The following is a 19,594-nucleotide window of genomic DNA, read 5'->3' as shown; positions in this document are numbered from 1 at the left end:
TAATTCAAATACTGATCATTAATTGAATCGGTGTTATTCTTTGATTATTTTTATTGGTGTTTTTTCATCTCCCGAAGTTACTGTTCCTAAATAAATTCCTTTACTCAATTGAGAAACATCTAAACTAAATTGCAAAGAATTAGGCTTTATATCTATGAGTTTTTGACCATTAATTGTATAAATTTCAATAAAATTGATACTTTTTTCAGATGAAAAATTAATAGTGTAATTTACAGGATTAGGATACATTTTAAAATTATTTGTAGTGTAGTTATCAGTTGAAAGCGTCGGTTCATCTAATAATGCAATACGATTTCTACCGACTCCATTATAGGAAGTAAATAAACCTCCAATCAAAATTTTGTTATCAGATGTCAATTCAATTTCCGAAATCCTATTATCAGCGCCTGAACCTGTAACAAAACTATTATCCAATGATCCATCTGAATTTAAACGAACTATATTTTTAACCGGAGTACCATTATAATTTGTAAAAGAACCACCAATTAGTAATTTTCCATTAGATAACAATTTAATTTTAAAAACTCCAGGATTGTCAAAGCCAGTTCCAATAACAAAACTTGTATCTAAAGATCCGTCAGTATTTAAACGGGCTAAACCATTCATAGGGAAATTGTTATACGATGTAAACGGACCAGCAATTAAGATTTTCCCATCTGGTTGGATTATAATTTCATCAATTGAAGTAGTATTACCACCATTGCCAGAGTTGAAAGAAGTATCCAATGTACCATCAGTATTCAAACGGGCAATATTGTTTCGAGACACACCATTATAAGCTGTAAAATCACCTCCAATAATAATTTTCCCATCTTGTTGAATATCCATTCCATAAATTGAATTAACACCATTAGCTCCAGTACCACTAGAATTAAAATTAGTATCTAATGATCCGTCAGAATTTAAACGAATTATACCATTAAATGGATAAGCTCCATACGATTCAAAACCACCACCAGCAACTATTTTACCATCCGATTGAATTTTGAATACATTAACTCTGTCTAGAGCATCAAATCCAGCACTGAATCCAGCATCTAAAGATCCGTCTGAATTTAAACGGGCAATAGCATTTCTTTGTGTTCCTCTGTATTTATTGAACATTCCACTAATAATTATTTTCCCATCGGATTGCAATTGTAAATCAAGAACATTTCCATCTGCTCCAGTATCAGTATTAAAACCGCTATCTAAAGTACCGTCACTACTAATTCTGGCCAGTCTATAATTTAAAACTCCGTTATAACCAACGAATCCTCCACCAATGATAATTTTTCCATCCGTTTGTTTTTGCATGACAGTTACACCTCCATTGGCTCCTGTACCTAGATTATAAGGAGTATTGGGAGTACCATCATCATTTAATCGTACAATGTAATTTCTACCTTTTTTATTGTAATTCGTAAAACTGCCCACAACAACAATAGTTCCATCAAGTTGCGGTTCAACAGAATAAAAAATACTTAAAGCAGCATATCCTACAGTAAATGAAGGATCTACAGAACCATCAGTATTCAAACGAAAAACACCAGACTCCTGGTTAGTTGGAGCCAAATCACGATTACCAATAAGAATTTTACCATTTTGAAGAAGTGATACAAATTGAATCCCTTCACTTAAAGAGGTAAAATTATGGGCACTGAAATTGAAGCTATTATCCAAATCACCGTTTGAATTTAATCTTACTATCCTATTTTTATTAGTCCCATTGTATACTGAAAACATTCCTGCTACAATAATCTTACCATCCAATTGTACAGCAATTGAATAAGCTGTTGCATCAAATCCAGATCCAATTGTAAATGCTGAATCAATACTTCCGTTTGTATTCAAGCGTACGATTCTATTATGTGGCAAGCTATTATAAGTAGTAAAACTACCAGCAAGTAACACCATTCCATCAGATTGTATTTTAATAGAATGTATATTGGCATTTGCTCCAGTCCCTACATTAAAAGTAGAATCTAACGTTCCGTCGGCATTTAATCGGGCAATTCTGTTTTGTGATAAACTATTATAAGTAGTGAAATTACCACCCATCAAAATTTTGCCATTGGATTGTATTGCCAAAGTATTGACCGTATTATTGGTACCTGTTCCTACTATAAAAGTAGAATCCAAAGATCCATCAATATTAAGACGTGCTACTCTGTTTACTGAAGTTCCATTGAATGTTGTAAAACTTCCCCCAATCAAAATTTTACTATCAGCAAGTAAAACTACAGTTTGAATGGCATTATTTGCCCCAGTACCGGGATCAAATGTTGTATCTAATGATAAATCGGAATTAAGTCTTGCTATCCTATTTCTGGAAATTCCCATATACGTTGTGAAATTTCCACAAACAATAATTTTTCCATCCGGTTGTGTCACACTAGAATAGATAACAGTATTTGAAGTGTTACCATTTCCAAATCCGGAATCAGATAAATTAAAAGTCACGTCTAAAGTCCCAGCTTGTGAAAGAGCTGTCAAGGAATAGATGAGTAAAAAAAGTAGTGTAATTTTTTTCATAGTAAAATTTGGGTTTTGGGAACAAAAGTATTGTTTTTCAATCAAAATTTAATTGCTAAATAGTTAATCCATTTCAAAATAAGCTTTGGGGATTTTTAGTATTGTTTCTTTTTATGACTTTGTTTGTATCGAATCACATCTTTAACGATGGTGGTATTGTTGCCGTTAAAAGTGACTAATTCCGAAACTATCTGCGGATTGGTCTTTATTTTTTGGGCTACAATTTCATAGGCGATTTCTTTTGTAACCTGCTCCAATTCATGGTGTTTTTTAAATTCGCCTTTGATTACTTGTAAATAAACAGTATTCGTATTTGTATTGATTTTCTCAGCATAAATACGCTCTATTTCGGTGGAAAGTTCTTCAATGGCATCGAAAGTGGAAAAATAAAAGCTCATACAATTGGCAGCGTCTTTTTGTTCGTCCCATCCTTTAAGTACGGTTTGTCGTGCCTCATCCATCAATACCATTTTTTCTTTGTAAAGCAATGCCGCTTTGATATACTTAGCACCTGAAAGGTATTGGTCTACGACCAACTGGTACTTTTTATTGGCCTCTTCCCTATTACCCATCTTAACCCATACATCACCGGCTTTTTCGTGTTCGTTCAGTTCAGTATACAATGCTAATGCTTCTTTGAAGGCATAGCCTTTTTCATAACACTCAGCCGCTTTGAATTTGTTGTTGTTGTATTTCAACTGCATTACAGCAGCCTCATGATACAATCCGCCCTCTTCGAGTATCGTGGCCGCCCTATACGTATTTTTCAATAATTTGTAGTAAATATGGGCTGCCATTTTATAATCTCCTTTGGCCAAATAGTCTTCAGCAACCTTTTCATAGCGTTGGTGCAACGCATCAAAACGATGGTTATCGATTAAAGCATTGCCGTTGCCATAGGTTCTTCTAGTGTTGAAATTATGGGAATCGAAAAGGTGGGCATACAACAAACCACCTAAAATTACCAAAGTAAGAAAACCAATCGAAATGCCCAATCCCTCCCCAAAATTGTTAGCATTACAGCTGCGTAATGACATAATAAAAAGAATTACGAACACAAAACGAACAGCGCCATAATTGGACATTACCCAAGAAATTTTCTCCGCAATACCACCCATGTCTAGTTTAAAACCGTCGACATTCCAACCGCGGTTAAAAATAAAACGACCGTCATTTCCTCCTCTGGACGAACCAATTGCATCCAATGGTATTCCCAATTGCAATGCTTTCTCAGGATGTTTCTCCAAATACGCCAACAGTTTGTCAATTTCTTTGGTATTACCTGCCATGATTTTTTTAATATTAAAAGGCAGGTTTTCCAAGGCTTCTTCTTCAGTTAGCGGATTTTCTATGGCCTTTTGCAAAGCTTCCTGATCAATACTGATTTGCAATGAAGTAATCTGTTTAGGAATTTTAACCGACTGCAATGGTGCTGTAATTATGCATTCTTTTATTTCTGGTAATTGTAGCAATTTAGACCAATCGATTGCTTCTTCGAGTTCGCACAATCCGATTTCGGGATGCATCAGGTGAAAATGCGGTGAAAAAACGGTGGAAAATTCTCCTGCGCTCATTTCCGGCACTAATACGGTTCGCTCCGGAATGAATATTTTATTTTCAACCAACTGGAAATAGGAATTTTTACCTAGGTCGATTCCGTTTTGTTCTTCTTCCATCATTACCAATACACCAAATAACTGATTGGCAATTGTACCCGCTACAGGAAACACTTGTAGTTGTTCCAAAGCAAAACCCATGCGATCTATTTCACTTATCCAATGTTCCAACGAAGCACTACGGATAAAAATACCACGTTTCGGAAAGTGTGATTTGGTATGTATTTTTAATTTAAGTTGCATGCGTTATAATGGTATAAATGAATGGTCTATAATAATTTTGAATGAATACTTCGGGAGATAAATCCAACTGAATTCCTTCTTCTTTAAAATACGGATTTCCGGTAAAATCTTTTTCACTAGCCATTGCGGTTTGACAATTCATCACAAAAGGAATATAAAAAACAGGAATCTCTTCATTACTGCTTTTGAATACCAATACACCATTCTGATTCGTAATTGTACTTCCGTCTTTCGATTCGGCACCGATAGTTTCGGTAAAACAAACGGCACCGGTTTTTTCAATTGTTTCTTTTATGGCTTTTGCCTTGACTTCCGAAATATTCGAAAGGATAAGTCCAGAACCTTCGTTCGCAATTTCATTTGCCTTTTGCAAACTAAGTCCAGCTTCTTCCTTAATGGCTTTGATCATCGGAAGCATCTTGGAACTCGGTCGCTTCAGATACAAATTGACTTTCATTTCAAATTTAGTATCATGATTAGCAATCATACTCAAAGTAGGATATCCATTTTTATGAAAATGCAACGTATTCGTATCGAAAATAAAAGAATTAAAATAGAATACATTGTCATACAATTGAATTCTATCCAAACGCCTGACGATATTGTATCGTGGCTTGCTTCTTTGGTATTCCATTACAAATTGCGATAAACTGTCCTCATACTCGTTATAAGCTTCTTTAGTTTCCTTCCTATTATCTTCGAGTAATTTCAGGTTTTCTTCAAATGTCCAAGTTTTTAATTCTCCTTTACAATGAAATACACCTTTACAACTGAAAAAGAAAAGATTCTGATTGGATAATTTAGTATCGAACACTTTCTTCTTCTCAATAACACTACCGCTTTGCAGGTCAATCAGGGTGAGTTCCAGTGGCTCTTCATAATTGTAAATCAATAGTTTATCTCTACCTTTGGCGTCTGTTACCATTGCAAATCTTCCGTTTACAAAAGGTAAATCCGAAGCAACTTTCGTCAATCCTTTTTTAAACTTTTCTTCTGAAAAACGGTATAGACCTCGATTAAAATAGGCATAGTAAATTCCGTTGTGGTGAAAAACAGCCTGGTAATTTCGATCGATACTGTATAGCAACGGTATAGGATGCAAAGGATTAAGTGCAAGTATCGTGCTTTTACTAGCCGATTTTTGTTGTTTTCGTGCCCACAATTCTTCCAAAGGCAAAATCATTTGTTGCAGCAATTTGCGGCCTTTGTTTTGACTCTTATAAATGCGAATCATACCATCGGCTTGTGCTATAAATACATATTTAATCGTATCGCCATAACTATTCATTGCGCGTTGCATCGGCAGTTGCTTTAGACTTTCTTCGGTCGTAAACAAGAATAGTTCTCTATGTTTGATTTCTTTTTCATGATCCATAATAAAAGATTCCAAACCAGCACCACAATCCAACAGACCATTCAATTTCCCCAAACCGTCAATTACTTGAGCGATAGAATTAATGTATACTTTTGTATAGTCTTCCCCAAGGGCAAACACTTCACAATCAATGTCAGTTTTTGGGTGCTTGGCTACGGCCAGTGCTGATGCAAAAGAGAGATTCTTAGGATTTCCCCAATTTCTCAGTGTCGTATCAATTAATAAAACCCGTTTAAAATCATCCGGTTGCGGCGGAATTTCTCGTTGGATATACAAGGCTTCATGATTTGCAATTCGCGACAGAAAGACATCCTCATCATTTGCAAACTCCGAAATGAGCAACTTGTCAAAATCGCCCTTATTGGTTAAATCGGAAATACCGCCTAATGGCTGCATGCTGGGTGTATTGTGATGTAAAGGAATAGTGAGACCCGACCAAATTCGTTTGATTAGACTTCCCACCGGAAAGGTTTGTTCGTTTTGCACTAATTGGTCGATGAATTCCTCTGATGAAAGCGTTGAAGTATCCTCTAAAATTTCCTCGTTCCATTTTTCGTTCAATTCCTCCTGCGGCAGATTTTCCATCGCATTGATAATCGATTGCGTTAATGGAAAAGTCGTTTTTAGCAACGCAATTGTTCTAAAATCTTTGATGAAGTTCCCTTGATTGAAAGGTATTGGAGTATTCTCTTTAAAAAAGTGTTGTTCGTAATTTTTAAACTGAGTCAGCATTTTTTTCGCTGAATCTCCTGATATACGGTTATGACACTCATTAAATATAGTTTGAAACAAAAGGATGCGTTTCTCTCCTACTTTATATTCGTTGGGAAGCGCTTGTAATTGTTTTAAAAAACCAATAATCGTTCTACTTTTTAAATATTTGAAATTCTTTAGATTGTATTCTTCAACCTTTCTATTTAAAAACGTTTCTATTTGAGCTATTCCTTTTTCACTTTCCGGATTGGTAGCGATAATGGCTAAAAGTAAAGAACCTAGTGGCGGAATCGTATCTACAGATAGCAAGTCCAGGATTTCCAAAATATAATCCGAATACGCGATGGTATCTTGAGTGACAGGAATCTCATAAATGTAATTCCATTCACCGAAGTCATCGATATACAACTCTGCTTTCCAGAAATAGTCATCGTAGGATTGAAAATATTTTTTAAAGTCCATTATTATGAAAGTGTCAGTCGGTAAGAACTGATTGATAATTGTTTTAAATTGTTTTTAGGAAGTATCGAATACGTACTATCGGTATGAAAGACGATCCAGTTTTCCTGATTTGGATTCAACTTTTGCTGTAATGTTCGCGTAAGCACCGGATAATTGAAATCCATTCCCGAAGGCAATAAGAAACCTTGTGAAAGCCATACTGTTTCTCCTTGCAACGGCAACAGTGGTATTCCCAGAATAAGTACAGCCTCATCCATTATGGTCCATTGCAATGGCTTCAGACGAAAATCAGGGGCTGTATTCATATACTTTTCAAACACCTCTCGCGTTACAAAGAGACCGAATGCTTCTCTTGATTCATCCGATACTTTTAAACGAATGGCCAGCTCTTGTTGAACACCAAAATAATTAAAGTTGAACGAAGGAAGCTCTACCGGCAACACATTCTGAATGGGTCTCCATAGCAAAGCCGACGGTAATTTCCCTGAAGGCAAAACACTACCGACAGGAAATAACAAATTGTCTTTCAATTCATACATCGAATGAAAAGGAATTTGAAGAATTTCAGCAGCATGAATTTGTTCCGGCTGGAAATCCTTAATCCATATCAATTCTTCATGAACCGTAGCTTTAAGATTGTCCCAATGCCGAATGCCGGCCAGATAGTCTTTGTGTTCTTTAGGTAGAGATAAATAGTACATTTTAAACCGTTTGAAGGATTTGTTGCCATAAGGCTTCTATTTCCTTCTGAATGTATTGTTTTTGATCATTGTTTTTAACCCAGTCGCATCGGGTTTGCACATAACGCAACTTGTCTTTAATCACATTTTGCTCTTCAAAAGAAAGCGATTCATCTTGCCATTTGGCTGCGAGATACTGTACTTCTTTCATTACTTCTTCGGCATTAGGCGCTTTATTGTACAACGCCTGAGGATGTGCCTTTCCTGAATCGTCTTTTTCAATAATTTGGTTGATGATTCCTTCCAAAATTTCAATTTGTTCTTCGGTATCCCAAATGTATTTCAATACCCATAAATCCGATACAACAGCAGTAGTTCTTCCACACATCAATGCACTGGCAGCAATCAAGTTTTGCAATTTAACCGCACGACGGTCGGACACCTTAATCCCGGTATTTCTTAAGCTATGAACGATATCCACATACTGGTTTCGAATGGGTGAAAGATCTACATTTCGGCATTCTAATTGCAATGCCCGAATTTCATCAGCAGTGATTGTTGGTTTTTTGGTAGTCGCATTACCTTCCAATTTCCAACCCGCCAATAACACTTGGTGCAATAAATCCGGATTTACATAATCGCATTGGATACGAATCAGAAAACGATCCAACAACGCATTCAAGGCTTCATCTTCCGGTAGTACATTACTAGCACCCACAAACATTAGTGCCGGTAATTTTTTGGTTTCTTTACCTCTACGGAAAATTTTCTCGTTCAATGCCATCAATAAACTGTTCAAAATAGCCGAATTGGCATTGAAAATTTCATCCAAGAATACCATCGATGCTTCCGGCATCATTCCTTCGGTATTCGTGATCAACTCCCCTTCTTTTAATTTACGGATATCGAACGGACCGAAAATTTCATTCGGTTCGGTAAAGCGGGTTAATAAGTATTCAAAGTTTTTTCCTCCTTCAATTCCATTGGACAAGGCACGAACGATAGCACTTTTGGCGGTTCCCGGAGGTCCCAACAAAAAAGCATTTTCTTTGGCCAATAATCCAATACCTAGTAAGTCGATGATTTCATCTTTACCCACAAAGGTTTCCTTTATGTCTTGTAGTACTGCGTTTAGTTTTTCTGTGCGATTCATGCTTGTATTTTCATTACTATTATATCTTCCGGTTGAACCATAGGCTTACCAGAATTTCCACCAACTTTTTTTCACTCGTTTTGCCTCTACCGGTTGTTCACCACTAAACGGTAATTTCATTTTTCCGGAATCTATAAGGTATTGTATTCTTTTGTAACAATCGGTGATGTCAAAATGAATTTCTTTACCCGATTGTGTTGTAATTTTATCTAAAAACTTCCCGCTGTCGTTTACCAAAGACTGATGACCGAATCCTTCTTCCAAATGCATTAGAAAATCACTTTCGTCTGAAATACGAGTCACCACATAGGGCGATGCTAAAGAACCATCACCCGTTAGTTCCAGATTGTCTATAATACGAAATGCGAATATGCTTTCAGATCGAGCATCGTCCTCTCTACCCAGTTTTTTCAAGGCAAAACTCTTGTACAAATGCGCCTTCGGACATAAAAGCACATTGATGTTATGGTAATCGACCGCTTCTTCAAATTTACCCTCGTCGAGTAACGTTTCTATAGTATCCAAATCATCCGAATACGGATCATACTCTTCATGGTTGATTACAAAATCTCTTGATTTCAGAAAAGCTTCCCTGGAAGGTTCCTGGATAAATTGAAAAAAATCATGCTCCATTTTTATTTTTTGTTTACGTTAAAACTCTTTCCAATACATTTTTTGATAATCCCCAAAACAGTGCAGCAATGCGGTTTTGATTCTCGGAATAGCAGCCAATCGACTATCTTTTCTTTCTACGATCCGATCCAAATACAATTGTTTGAGACAATCATCTGTAAAAACTATGGTCGAATCGATTGCGTTCGTTGTTGTACCAATCATCGAATAATGAAACTGATGCAGGTAATCGGAAAAGATATTCACTACCGGATCATCAGCATCTACCAATTTCATTTCATGATAAATCTGCGGAAGAAAACGAAGACAGATATCGGCCGAAAGTACAGCAGAAGCATCGATAGTACCTTCATATTTTGGCAAAATCGGTTTCAATTCCTCCAATTTGTGTTCGCGATATAGAAACAGCTGAGCTGCAAAATAAACTGTTTTAGCAGCCCATAAAGCCGCTTTGCTATTAAATGGCGGAGCTGTGTAAGGATAATTCAATGCCTCTTTTTCGTATTCCGTTTCCAAAAATAACATTGCATCGGCTTCCTCCTGCTTGGGTATTTCGATAAGCTTATCATACAAAATGATCTGCTCTTCGGTACGCAAATGGTATATCGTATCTAAAAATGCTTTTGTAGTATTCATTGCTTATTCTTCCTTTGTTTTGGTATCCATCAGTTTCAATAGGTACGGCAATCGGAATTCGCCATGCATACTCTGAACCTGTTCGGCTACCCATTCTTTGTCCATGCCAATCGCCGATACATACAACGGGTTTTTACTTTCTCCTCGAAACACTTCGACAACCGTTTCCTTATTGGCTTGAAATTGGGTTTTGGCCACGCCAACTACCGGAATTCTCTCTCCCAAAGCGGCATACAAGTGACCACCCAATCCGTATCCTCCTTTATTGTCGACATAAATATAACCGTCAACAATGAACAACGTTACCTGTTCCAAATCAATTTTTTTCAATGCTTCGGTAATGCAAGGCAATTCTCTTTTGTAAAATGCACCGGGGATGTATTCTTCAACATGATCGATATTCACTTCTATCACCTCTATTGGTATTTCACTTTGCCAGTTTTCAAACAATAACAATACTGTTTTGGCATAACTTTCCTTATAATGAACATCGACGGCTACAAGCATATTTGGGGGACATTGGTGAACAAATATAAAATTATATTCAGATACTATAAAATAATAGTATTCCTATATTTGCAAAACGGGAAAGGATGATCGCTTAATTGGAAAAAGTGCCACGGAGTCCGTGGAGATATGGGTTCGAGTCCGATTCGCCTTTCCTTTACCATTACTTTTTTTTCATTCCACTTTTATCAATTAAGGCACTATAAACGGTTCTAAAAAACCTATTAATTCTGTTCCTTCTCTATTCCAGCGTATTCCATTACCGTTGGGGATTCTGATTTCATACACCCAACCGTGTTTGTAGTGATAAAACACATTCCACCAACTGGCATTATCAATGATGTGTGCCACCAACTCACGTACTTGCTTTTCCTTTTTATAGTTATTCCCTTTCATAGTTCCCCAGAAATCGGTATGCCCTCGTCCCAAGTGTTTTTCCCAAGCCCGTCTGGCCACTGTAATTTCGTTATTGTACGCTACTGCACAACTTTTGATGAGCGTTTCCCGTGAAGGAGGCAACGCAGAGACATCGGTAGCACTCGATTCGGTGAACCGTTGCCCCATTATAGCCAACCAATGAATAAAAGGCATTTCCATTAGCAATTTTGCATAATCTCTACTGAAATCGTCTACGTCGTGCTGTTGGGCATATAACTTTCGAAACTGTGCAATCGTCTCCGACAAATCAATATGAATTTCCTCTGTATACAATGGCAATCGGTTTTTCGGCTGTCCTTTAATTAACATTGATAAAAGATTGAATTGAAATAGTGTAAAACACTTTAATTCAATACAATAACCGTATTCGTCTAACCATTCTTCCGTGAAGTGTTGTACAATTGCATTGACCAATTCCGGGGTTTCGATTGTCTTCATAATTCCACTTCAAAAATAGTTGCCGGTAGTTGTTTTTCCACAATTAAATAGCCGATGGCATTAAACCAATTTTTACAATTCCGAAGTATATACGCATCAGAAGTCACGGTGATTTTTCCACTTTTGATAATTGCTTCATCGGCATTGTTTTCCAAAAGCACTTCCCACTTCATGTTTTCAGAAGCCGCCCATTCTTCGATCATTTTTTTGATCCGTCCACTATTGGATACCGGTTTATCGAATATCCAAAGGATACTCTTTATTTTATTTTCTTGGTAAAAACGAGACACAGCCTCGAGTGCCAAAGAAGTTTGACTGACCTTCTTATAGGTTCCGTGCACGCTGGACAAATCGCGATAACAGCCATCAAGTCCTTTGAACAGGTACGCCTGCGAAAACAAACTCTCCAACAAAATCAACACATTGAATCCGTCAAGAACTAAATCTTGTCCAGCTAGCTTATCTACCGTCAATTCTTTCTCTTTTACACTATCCAATTGTTCCTGTGAGGCACCCATGCATTGCAACGCACGATTTTGACGTTGTGTCAAGCGATAGCGAGTACCCACCACTTGTAGTGCATTTTTTTCGGAATACTTTCTTGAAAGCAAATAATGTAAATCGCGCAAAGCATCGGTAAAAACAGCTTTCACCGTTTCGCCAAACAATTGATCGTCTTTCGCTTCTTTTCCTCTGTTGGTCTGTTTGCCCATACTCACAAATATACTAATCTCTTTGATGGTACAAAGTTGAAAAAGTACTACGCAATTATTTTACGTACTAATCAATTCTTTATTTTACTTCTTGAAATTTTGGGCTATTTTGAGTTCTTCTTGTAACTGATTACGCTGCCATTTTAGGGTTTCTAATTGGAGTATCACTTTCTTTTGTGCTGCAGGTCCGTTTTGATTGAGCTTACTCATAGCGAGAATGTTTAAGAACTTCGCATTTTGAATGGATGCTTTATTGTTCTCCAACACATTGGTCTCAAAATATTCGCTTAAATGAAAATTAGCAATAGCTTTTTCGTATTTAGCCTTCATATCTTCTATTTTCTTTTGACATTTGAAGAGAAGCGATTCATTTTTTTTGAGTTCTTGCTCTAACAGTGCAATGATTTTGGTATTTTCATCTTTCAAAATTGGATGTATGAATTTCCCCTTTTGTTTTTCCAATAGATGTATGTTCATTAATGTCATACCTAAACTAACCTTTGAAGGCAAATCACGCTTCTTGGTTTCGTACATTGCTATCAAGCTGATCGGAATATTAAATAGAATGGCCAACTCTTCCTGAGTCAATCCTAAAGCTTCTCGTAAATGATTGTTTCTGTGTTTGATTTTTCCCATGATGATTGCTTTACAAAAACCATGACATTCTGTAAGAAATGTTTTATTTTTTTTAAATATGTGATAATTTTTTTGTGATAAAATATATTATCACACATTTTTTATCACAAGTTTGTGATAATTTTTTCGTGATATTTTAAAATATCACAAGAATTTTATCACGAAAGTATTTATGCAGTCGTTGTAAAATAAGACTATTTCTTTCTGGTAACGATTTCCCAGTTTTCGATTTGATTCGGATTGGTAATTTTATCGATGTTGATCAAGATGCGCATTTCTCTGAAACGATCTACATTTTGATCAACCAATACTCTGAAATTATAACCGTTTTTGAGTTCGATGTAGTCTTCGGTTAAAGGATGCTCTTTACAATAGTTGGTTACGAAAGTCAGTTCTTTATTGAATAGTGTATTTTTCGAGAGGAAAGTTAGCAATTGTAAAGCAGCTGCTTTCTTGAACTTTTCGTCTTCCCATTTTCCTTCCTCAACTTTGAATGTCGATTCAAATGTCAGTAGCAGGTTGTCACAGCCGCTTAATTCTGCCGTAATCAGTGTATCGTTTTGGGTATACGATTCTGAAAAAACTTCGGTGTAATTATGGCCTTCAATGGTTCTTTTTCGTTTAATCCCTTTTGGAATTGCTTTGAAAATGGATTTCGATTTCAATTGAGCCAATTTGCAATTGGTCAAATACGAGGCTTCATACATGTTGTTGTTTTGGTAGACAAACGTTGCTTTGGTCGAATCCAATTCCTCCGCATTGTATACTCTGAAATTCTGAGAAACCTTCACTTCCAACTTGTTGTTTTTAAACTCATAATCGTCAATGACATTATATGAGAAAGGAGCATATCCATGAAGTGTATACTCTTCTTTTGGATTCAGTCGGTCTTTCATAATGTAAAAAAGAACTTGCTGATTGGAGTTAGCATTGCCACCTAACATCCCTTCCGAAGTTCGGTCCACAATATAATCCATGATACCATCTTGGTTAAGATCGGTTCGTTGTACTATTGAGAACGATACCGTGTACGGATCACCATCATTGGGATAATGCACCGAAAAGGGCATTTTTTTGATTTGCAATTCTTCGTATTGCTGTTCGTCTATGTCATCCCTAATTAGCTTTTCAAGAAAATCATAGCCTTCGGAAAAGTCGGCAGCTACTTCTTTTGTTTCAGTCTTCTGAACCGTAGCTGTGGATTTGCGGGATTTCTGAACAGGAGAAGTTACATCATTCTTGCAAGAGATGAATGACAATAGGGCAAACAACACTAGTTTTCTCATTGCTTATTGGTGGTTTTTACTTCAATTGTAAAAATAGAATTTAAAATGATATCTCATATGAAATGTAAATGAATAAGTGTTAATTTTTGCAGCGCCTGAAAAAGTAAAAAAAGTTTTCATTACCTTTAATTAACTGATTATTAGTCAGTTGTTTTTTTTACAAACTAAAACCTTTACTTTATGAAAGAAAGAATTTTAAACCTAGAAAATGTTCAACTCCTCACAAGAGAAGAGCAAAAAAGAATTAATGGCAGTGGTGATGACGAATACATTGTTTGTCCTTGCCCGAACGGTTCATCGGTAATTGTTCTCTCAACAATCACCTGTGTAGAAGCAGAGGCGCTGTATTGTCCTACTGATATGTGATGCCTCTGAAAAGTAGTGTTGAAGTTAACCCTTTTTGAATTGCTTTCAGCACTTTTGAACTTGAAATGTCCCCAATCTATATAGATAAGTAAAACATTGCCTAACTATGCAATTGTAGCAAAGATGACTACTTCCCATTTTTGCTACAAACATAGTCAAAGCACCTACAAAGCAATCGTAAAGTACTTTGTCAAATAACCCATTAGAAAACTACTTTCCTACTCTCCTATTTTTTAGTCTTCTTTGCTTCCATCATCGGCCATACGAACCATTTTTGGTGTGAACTTTGCCACAACATCTACCAATTCCTTTTGGGATGCCATCACTAGATTGATGTCTTTGTAGGCAATAGGTGCTTCATCGAGTCCCGCACCAATGAGTGTAACGCCGTGGTCTTTCAATATCTTTTGCATATCGTGATGTCTAATATTCTGAATGGCTTTGGTTCTACTCATTTGACGTCCGGCTCCATGCGATGCCGAGTTGATGGCTTGCTCCTCACCTTTACCTCTGACTAAAAATCCAGGTGCGGTCATGCTCCCCGGAATTATCCCCATCACGCCTTTACCCGCCGGTGTTGCTCCCTTACGGTGTACGATCACTTCTTCCCCATTCCAAATTTCCTTCCAAGCGAAGTTATGATGGTTTTCCACTTTAGCCAATACGGTTGCTCCCAAGGCTCTTTCCATTTTGTTATGAATGATTTCATGACAGGCTGAGGCATAATCACCCGCCAAATTCATGGCAATCCAGTATTCCTGACCCAATTCTGAATTCAAATCCAGGTAGGCTAAGTTTTGTGCTTCGTGTGGTAATTTACAAACCTGCTTGGCCATTTTAGTATAATGTCCGGCAATAGTTGCTCCGAAACCACGCGAACCCGAATGCGTCAGTAAGGCTACATATTTTCCTTTTGGAATGTTCAATGCAGCATCATCTTCAGCAAACTCCATGATGCCGAATTCCACGAAATGGTTTCCGCCGCCTGAAGTTCCCAATTGCGACCAAGCTTTGTCTTTCAACTCTTTAATGAAAGTATGGTTGGCAAACTCTTTACGTTCCAATACCTCATGATCCGAACGATATTGACCGTGGTATCCATGACCTGCACCGAACTTCGTATGTGCCACCAATTCCCGTTTGAATTTCGCTTCCTGCTCATAATAAAAAGCTTCCGGAATATCATAAACAGACAAGGCCATTCGGCAACCGATATCCACACCCACACCATACGGGATGATGGCATTGTTAGTCGCCAAAACTCCACCAATAGGCAATCCATACCCTTGATGCGCATCGGGCATTAAAGCGCCGGCCACAGTCACCGGTAATTTCATGGCGATTTCCATTTGCTTTTTGGCGCCGTCTTCGATATGTTCAGCCCCGAAAAGTACATATGCATTCGGATTTTGATTTAAACTGATAAAGTCTTCCGGTTTTTCATTGGCTTTTTCAATTAGTGCTGAAGCCAACTTAGCAAAGATTTTATCATCCAGATAATTTTCCGGAGTTTCCAATACACTTTTATAGAGTGCTATCATTTGCTCACGGGTAAACCCCAGTCTTTTTTTATTGATGTTCAAAGCGATTCCCAACGGAGCACCTTGTTGGTATCCTATCGCTAATAAATCGTTACCGTTGATTGGTGTGTTCATTTCTTCTTTTTTAAGGGTCAAAGATTTTTTACATCTGCACAGATATTTTAAAATCGACCACCGTTATCCAGTTGCTGTAATAGAATTTCATGAATTCTATTAATTTCAGCTATTATTGGTTTTATTTCATATTCCACATTGAGCATCTTAAAAATTTGCTTATCATAAAAATATGCTCTAAAAAATGTTCTTATATCATCTACGTAAGTTATTGGTCCCACGTATTTTTGCATTACTGTTCCGTTAATAAATTCTTTTAAAAAATCATCTAATTTCTCATCAAAATGCTCGATATGATTTCGCATATCTCGATTTTTCAAAATACTTGAATCATAAACATGATAGACTTCGCGAAGCTTTTTCGCTCTGATTTTATAAATTCCAGTATTCTTTGAAGGCCAAAAAAATCTAGAAATACCCCCTACATTAAGAATGATATTTTGAAGTAAATCCAGAATCGTATCATCATTTTTACAATCATGATATCCAATTTTCCAAATTTCATTTAATGATTCAACATCATGCAAAATTGAACGTGTTCTATTTAATAAAGACTTAATGTAGAAACCTTCATTAAAAGGATGAATTTCAAATTCTGAATCTCTCATATTTATTAATTTTTATAAAATTAGACAATCTTTTTATTATTTCATTTTGATGGTACAAAGTTGAAACACTGTTGCGCAATTATTTTACGTACTACAGTTTTTTTTAAAAATACTTTAGGAAATCATAGCAATAGCTCAACTCCTGAAATTTCTCTTTGTTGTTTGAATTCATGATAAAATCTTCAATAAACGCTATAAACTCGTGTTTATTCAATCGTATCCAGTCCAATACTAAATCGGATAATTCTCTGGAAACAAATGCTCCTGAAATACGCGTTCCCTTCTCATTTATATCATAAAGCAAAAGAGTACAAATCATTCCCATGCCATGCTCATTTATATTAGTTTTCCAAATATCCAACAGCGGTGCTATCGGAACCTGAGCGGTATAAAACATATTCAACAGGTCAATCATTCCTTCTCCATCCGGTATTGAAGGTATGGATAGGCATTTGGTTATGAAAGCCGAAGCAAATTCTTCTATCACTTCTTTTTCTTCCTTTTTCTGCCAAAACAATTCGTTATTAAAATTCAGATTTTTCAGACTCAGGGAAATATCTAATCCGGAAGAAAACTGAAAATGCTGTAACAAATCCAGATATCTGGGCAAAAAGTATTTGAATTCCTCCATATTATAGTTCGTTGCCTGCGCATGATCATTGTATTCGTTAATCAATTCCAAAGGAATTTCCTTTAGCGGTAGCGTAATCAGTTTTCGGGCATCTTCTGCACTTACACAACAATTTGTACAAACATTAGTAATACTTTCCGGTCTTGGATAATCAAATACGGAATACGCTTTCGATACGATATTGGCTAGTGACATAACTATGTATTTCATTTTGATGATACAAAGGTGATAGCCTGCTGCGCAATTATTTTACGTAGTGGAAATACATCTTGATTGGATCAACAAAAGCGGCACCGAAAGTAGATATAATAAAAAAGCGCCCTTTATAGGGGCGCTTTTCAAATAAAGAAATTCAATATTATTGAGAACAAGTCAATCCGTAAGTCAATACAGGAATATTCGAATTGTCAGTATGTGAGAATTTTGTACTGTAAGGAGCATTCAAATCTAACATATATAGCACGGAACTGGCAAATCGTTGTTTCAATCTCCCTTTTCCAGTTCGGTTTTTTGGGTTTGGAGTAATAAACGATTCAATGTTTAAAGTTGTACAAGTATTTCCAACAACTTTAGAAATCGGACCATAAGTATATACCGTTTTTGTATTGGGAACTCTGCATCTGAACTTATTCACAAAAACGGTCCCCCCACCAAGTATACTGGCTCTTTTTTTAATTTTTTGAACCAATCTTACTTTTTTGCTGTTGATTGTGGTATGAATTCCATCATTACTTGGGCTCTTCCAAGTAGCGGATTCGCGCTTACACGGATCTCCAATCCCCAGAGTCGTCGATGTTTCAAATTTAATCGTACATAAAGGTGTATTGGTGGTAATATAGGCATTAACAGGATACTCTTTTAAATAACATGGTACGTCATAATCGTGATTCACAACTGCTGAATTCGTTGTTACCTGTGTTGTTCCATCACCGAAAGACCATGTAATAGTATAATTATTGGTTACACCTAAATAATCCAATCCTTCAATACTAAACTGATAGAGCCCAGTGGTAAAGTTCAACATTTTAGGAGAAAGCGATAACGGGCATTTAATATCGAAAGTCTGAAAATAAGTGTCACTACAGCTATTGGAGCTAATTGGATTAACAATGGAAGTCAAGTAAGCTTCTACCTTTGGTACTTCGTTTAACGTAGCATAGTTACTGAAATTGATTTCTACTTCAAACCACTGACCAACATATAAATCTACCCAAGAGCCTGTGTATCCATCACTGTTTACAATGGTTACAGATTGGTATTGACCTGAATTTGGAATTGTGAAGGTATTAATTGGGTTCAATCCAATGGGTGCTGCTGTTGTAGCGCTAATCTTATATCTTACCGTTTTATTCACAGGATTATAAGCTGTCATTTCGTGAGACATCACCGCTTCAAGTCCACAAGAGTTTTTTTGAAGATTAGCCGGAGTTTCCTTTCTGTTGTCTACTTTTATACCTTGTTCCGATAGTGAAGCAAAATCGTAACGTGGATCCAACCCTACAACAAGATCTTCAATATCGTAATTAACTTTATAGTTTCTGATAGTTGTATTACTAGCATAGGGTGATTGGATCAATTGAGAATAATCCAATAATTTGTAATAGTTGGCACATGAATAAGGAGCTCTGTGGATTACTGTTCCATCAGACCAAATGTAAATGTAACCTGCGATGATCACCATTCCGTCTTTGTTCAGTATTGTTTCCAAAACACTATCACTGGTGTAATTGAAGGGATCAAAAGAGGGATCATTCGGTATAATTCCCTCTGTCATTTCATAGTCCTTTTTTCGCAATGAATAGAAATTGTTGTGTGCAATTTCATAGTTCTCAAATACGATTTCTTCTTCAGCACCAGCTATAAAAGCATCGTATAATGTTTTATGTTCCAACTGGATCGCATCCAAAGAAGGGAAATTTTGTACCACGGGATGACATGGAATTGAAATTGGACCAGTTTTCGATAAATTGGCCTCGTTAGCTTCTTTTGTGTCGTATTCGCTACAGCCAACAATACAAATCAGCAGAAGTCCTACAAAAATGGACAGGGTCAAAAAGACTTTTTTCATATAGGTAAAGTTTTAAAGTTTGTGTCGCAAATGTATTTTCATTGCAAGCTATAAACCCCTTTAAAAAATAGCTTTGTGACGAACCCCCTATATAATAGTGACGAATTTTGTATTTATTTACTTACAGTATTTTTTTAAATGTGATCCAACAGGACTTTTTGGGATAAGATTCTTTTGCAATTATTTATTTACAAGCAATAA

17 protein-coding genes are annotated in these 19,594 nt (G+C 36.5%); 1 reads left to right on the top strand and 16 read right to left on the bottom strand.

The annotated features are described in order from the left end of the window. Positions 1–33 precede the first annotated feature (33 nt). From ACS8MM_RS02285 to ACS8MM_RS02230, 12 genes are all read right to left on the bottom strand, one after another. Positions 34–2,535 carry a T9SS type A sorting domain-containing protein gene (locus tag ACS8MM_RS02285; RefSeq protein WP_379712614.1) on the bottom strand — a complete coding sequence of 834 codons (2,502 nt, stop codon included), beginning with the start codon at positions 2,533–2,535 and terminating at the stop codon, positions 34–36. Between the two features lie 95 nt (positions 2,536–2,630). Beyond that, positions 2,631–4,394 (bottom strand): hypothetical protein, encoded by a 1,764-nt coding sequence (locus ACS8MM_RS02280; protein ID WP_379712612.1) that lies wholly within the window; start codon positions 4,392–4,394, stop codon positions 2,631–2,633. After that, complete coding sequence (locus tag ACS8MM_RS02275) at positions 4,384–6,945, bottom strand: ribosomal protein L7/L12 (protein WP_379712610.1); 2,562 nt, start codon at positions 6,943–6,945, stop codon at positions 4,384–4,386. The genes ACS8MM_RS02280 and ACS8MM_RS02275 overlap by 11 nt, the downstream gene beginning before the upstream one ends. A gap of 2 nt (positions 6,946–6,947) precedes the next feature. Further along, entirely contained in the window at positions 6,948–7,646 is a 699-nt protein-coding gene (locus tag ACS8MM_RS02270; protein WP_379712608.1) for a hypothetical protein, read from the bottom strand. Between the two features lies 1 nt (position 7,647). Continuing rightward, positions 7,648–8,778, bottom strand: coding sequence for an AAA family ATPase (locus ACS8MM_RS02265; RefSeq protein WP_379712606.1), 1,131 nt, complete (start codon positions 8,776–8,778; stop codon positions 7,648–7,650). A 45-nt stretch (positions 8,779–8,823) separates the two neighbouring features. Beyond that, on the bottom strand, positions 8,824–9,411 hold the full coding sequence (locus ACS8MM_RS02260; protein WP_379712604.1) for a hypothetical protein: 588 nt from the start codon (positions 9,409–9,411) through the stop codon (positions 8,824–8,826). Between the two features lie 18 nt (positions 9,412–9,429). Beyond that, on the bottom strand, positions 9,430–10,047 hold the full coding sequence (locus tag ACS8MM_RS02255) for a hypothetical protein (protein ID WP_379712602.1): 618 nt from the start codon (positions 10,045–10,047) through the stop codon (positions 9,430–9,432). Between the two features lie 3 nt (positions 10,048–10,050). After that, positions 10,051–10,554 (bottom strand): endonuclease V, encoded by a 504-nt coding sequence (locus ACS8MM_RS02250; RefSeq protein WP_379712600.1) that lies wholly within the window; start codon positions 10,552–10,554, stop codon positions 10,051–10,053. 192 nt (positions 10,555–10,746) lie between these two features. Beyond that, positions 10,747–11,430, bottom strand: coding sequence for a hypothetical protein (locus ACS8MM_RS02245; RefSeq protein WP_379712598.1), 684 nt, complete (start codon positions 11,428–11,430; stop codon positions 10,747–10,749). Continuing rightward, positions 11,427–12,143 (bottom strand): DUF434 domain-containing protein, encoded by a 717-nt coding sequence (locus ACS8MM_RS02240; RefSeq protein WP_379712596.1) that lies wholly within the window; start codon positions 12,141–12,143, stop codon positions 11,427–11,429. The genes ACS8MM_RS02245 and ACS8MM_RS02240 overlap by 4 nt, the downstream gene beginning before the upstream one ends. A gap of 84 nt (positions 12,144–12,227) precedes the next feature. Next, on the bottom strand, positions 12,228–12,779 hold the full coding sequence (locus ACS8MM_RS02235) for a hypothetical protein (protein WP_379712594.1): 552 nt from the start codon (positions 12,777–12,779) through the stop codon (positions 12,228–12,230). 194 nt (positions 12,780–12,973) lie between these two features. Further along, the gene (locus ACS8MM_RS02230) at positions 12,974–14,065 is read right to left on the bottom strand and encodes a hypothetical protein (RefSeq protein ID WP_379712592.1); all 1,092 of its coding nucleotides are present in this window, start codon (positions 14,063–14,065) and stop codon (positions 12,974–12,976) included. A 180-nt stretch (positions 14,066–14,245) separates the two neighbouring features. Here ACS8MM_RS02230 and ACS8MM_RS02225 point away from each other — a divergent pair, with 180 nt between their 5' ends. Beyond that, entirely contained in the window at positions 14,246–14,431 is a 186-nt protein-coding gene (locus ACS8MM_RS02225) for a hypothetical protein (protein WP_379712590.1), read from the top strand. 233 nt (positions 14,432–14,664) lie between these two features. Here the strand turns inward: ACS8MM_RS02225 and ACS8MM_RS02220 are convergent, their stop codons facing one another. From ACS8MM_RS02220 to ACS8MM_RS02205, 4 genes are all read right to left on the bottom strand, one after another. Continuing rightward, positions 14,665–16,086, bottom strand: a complete 1,422-nt coding sequence (locus ACS8MM_RS02220; protein WP_379712588.1) for an RtcB family protein — start codon at positions 16,084–16,086, stop codon at positions 14,665–14,667. A 47-nt stretch (positions 16,087–16,133) separates the two neighbouring features. Then, positions 16,134–16,694 carry a hypothetical protein gene (locus tag ACS8MM_RS02215; RefSeq protein ID WP_379712586.1) on the bottom strand — a complete coding sequence of 187 codons (561 nt, stop codon included), beginning with the start codon at positions 16,692–16,694 and terminating at the stop codon, positions 16,134–16,136. Between the two features lie 103 nt (positions 16,695–16,797). Continuing rightward, positions 16,798–17,520, bottom strand: a complete 723-nt coding sequence (locus ACS8MM_RS02210; RefSeq protein WP_379712584.1) for a hypothetical protein — start codon at positions 17,518–17,520, stop codon at positions 16,798–16,800. A gap of 163 nt (positions 17,521–17,683) precedes the next feature. Continuing rightward, the gene (locus ACS8MM_RS02205) at positions 17,684–19,393 is read right to left on the bottom strand and encodes a hypothetical protein (protein WP_379712582.1); all 1,710 of its coding nucleotides are present in this window, start codon (positions 19,391–19,393) and stop codon (positions 17,684–17,686) included. Positions 19,394–19,594: the final 201 nt, after the last annotated feature.

It is taken from the genome of Flavobacterium sp. MAHUQ-57 (assembly GCF_051908335.1).
GTDB lineage: Bacteria > Bacteroidota > Bacteroidia > Flavobacteriales > Flavobacteriaceae > Flavobacterium.
This window is presented reverse-complemented; position numbering and strand designations above follow the sequence as displayed.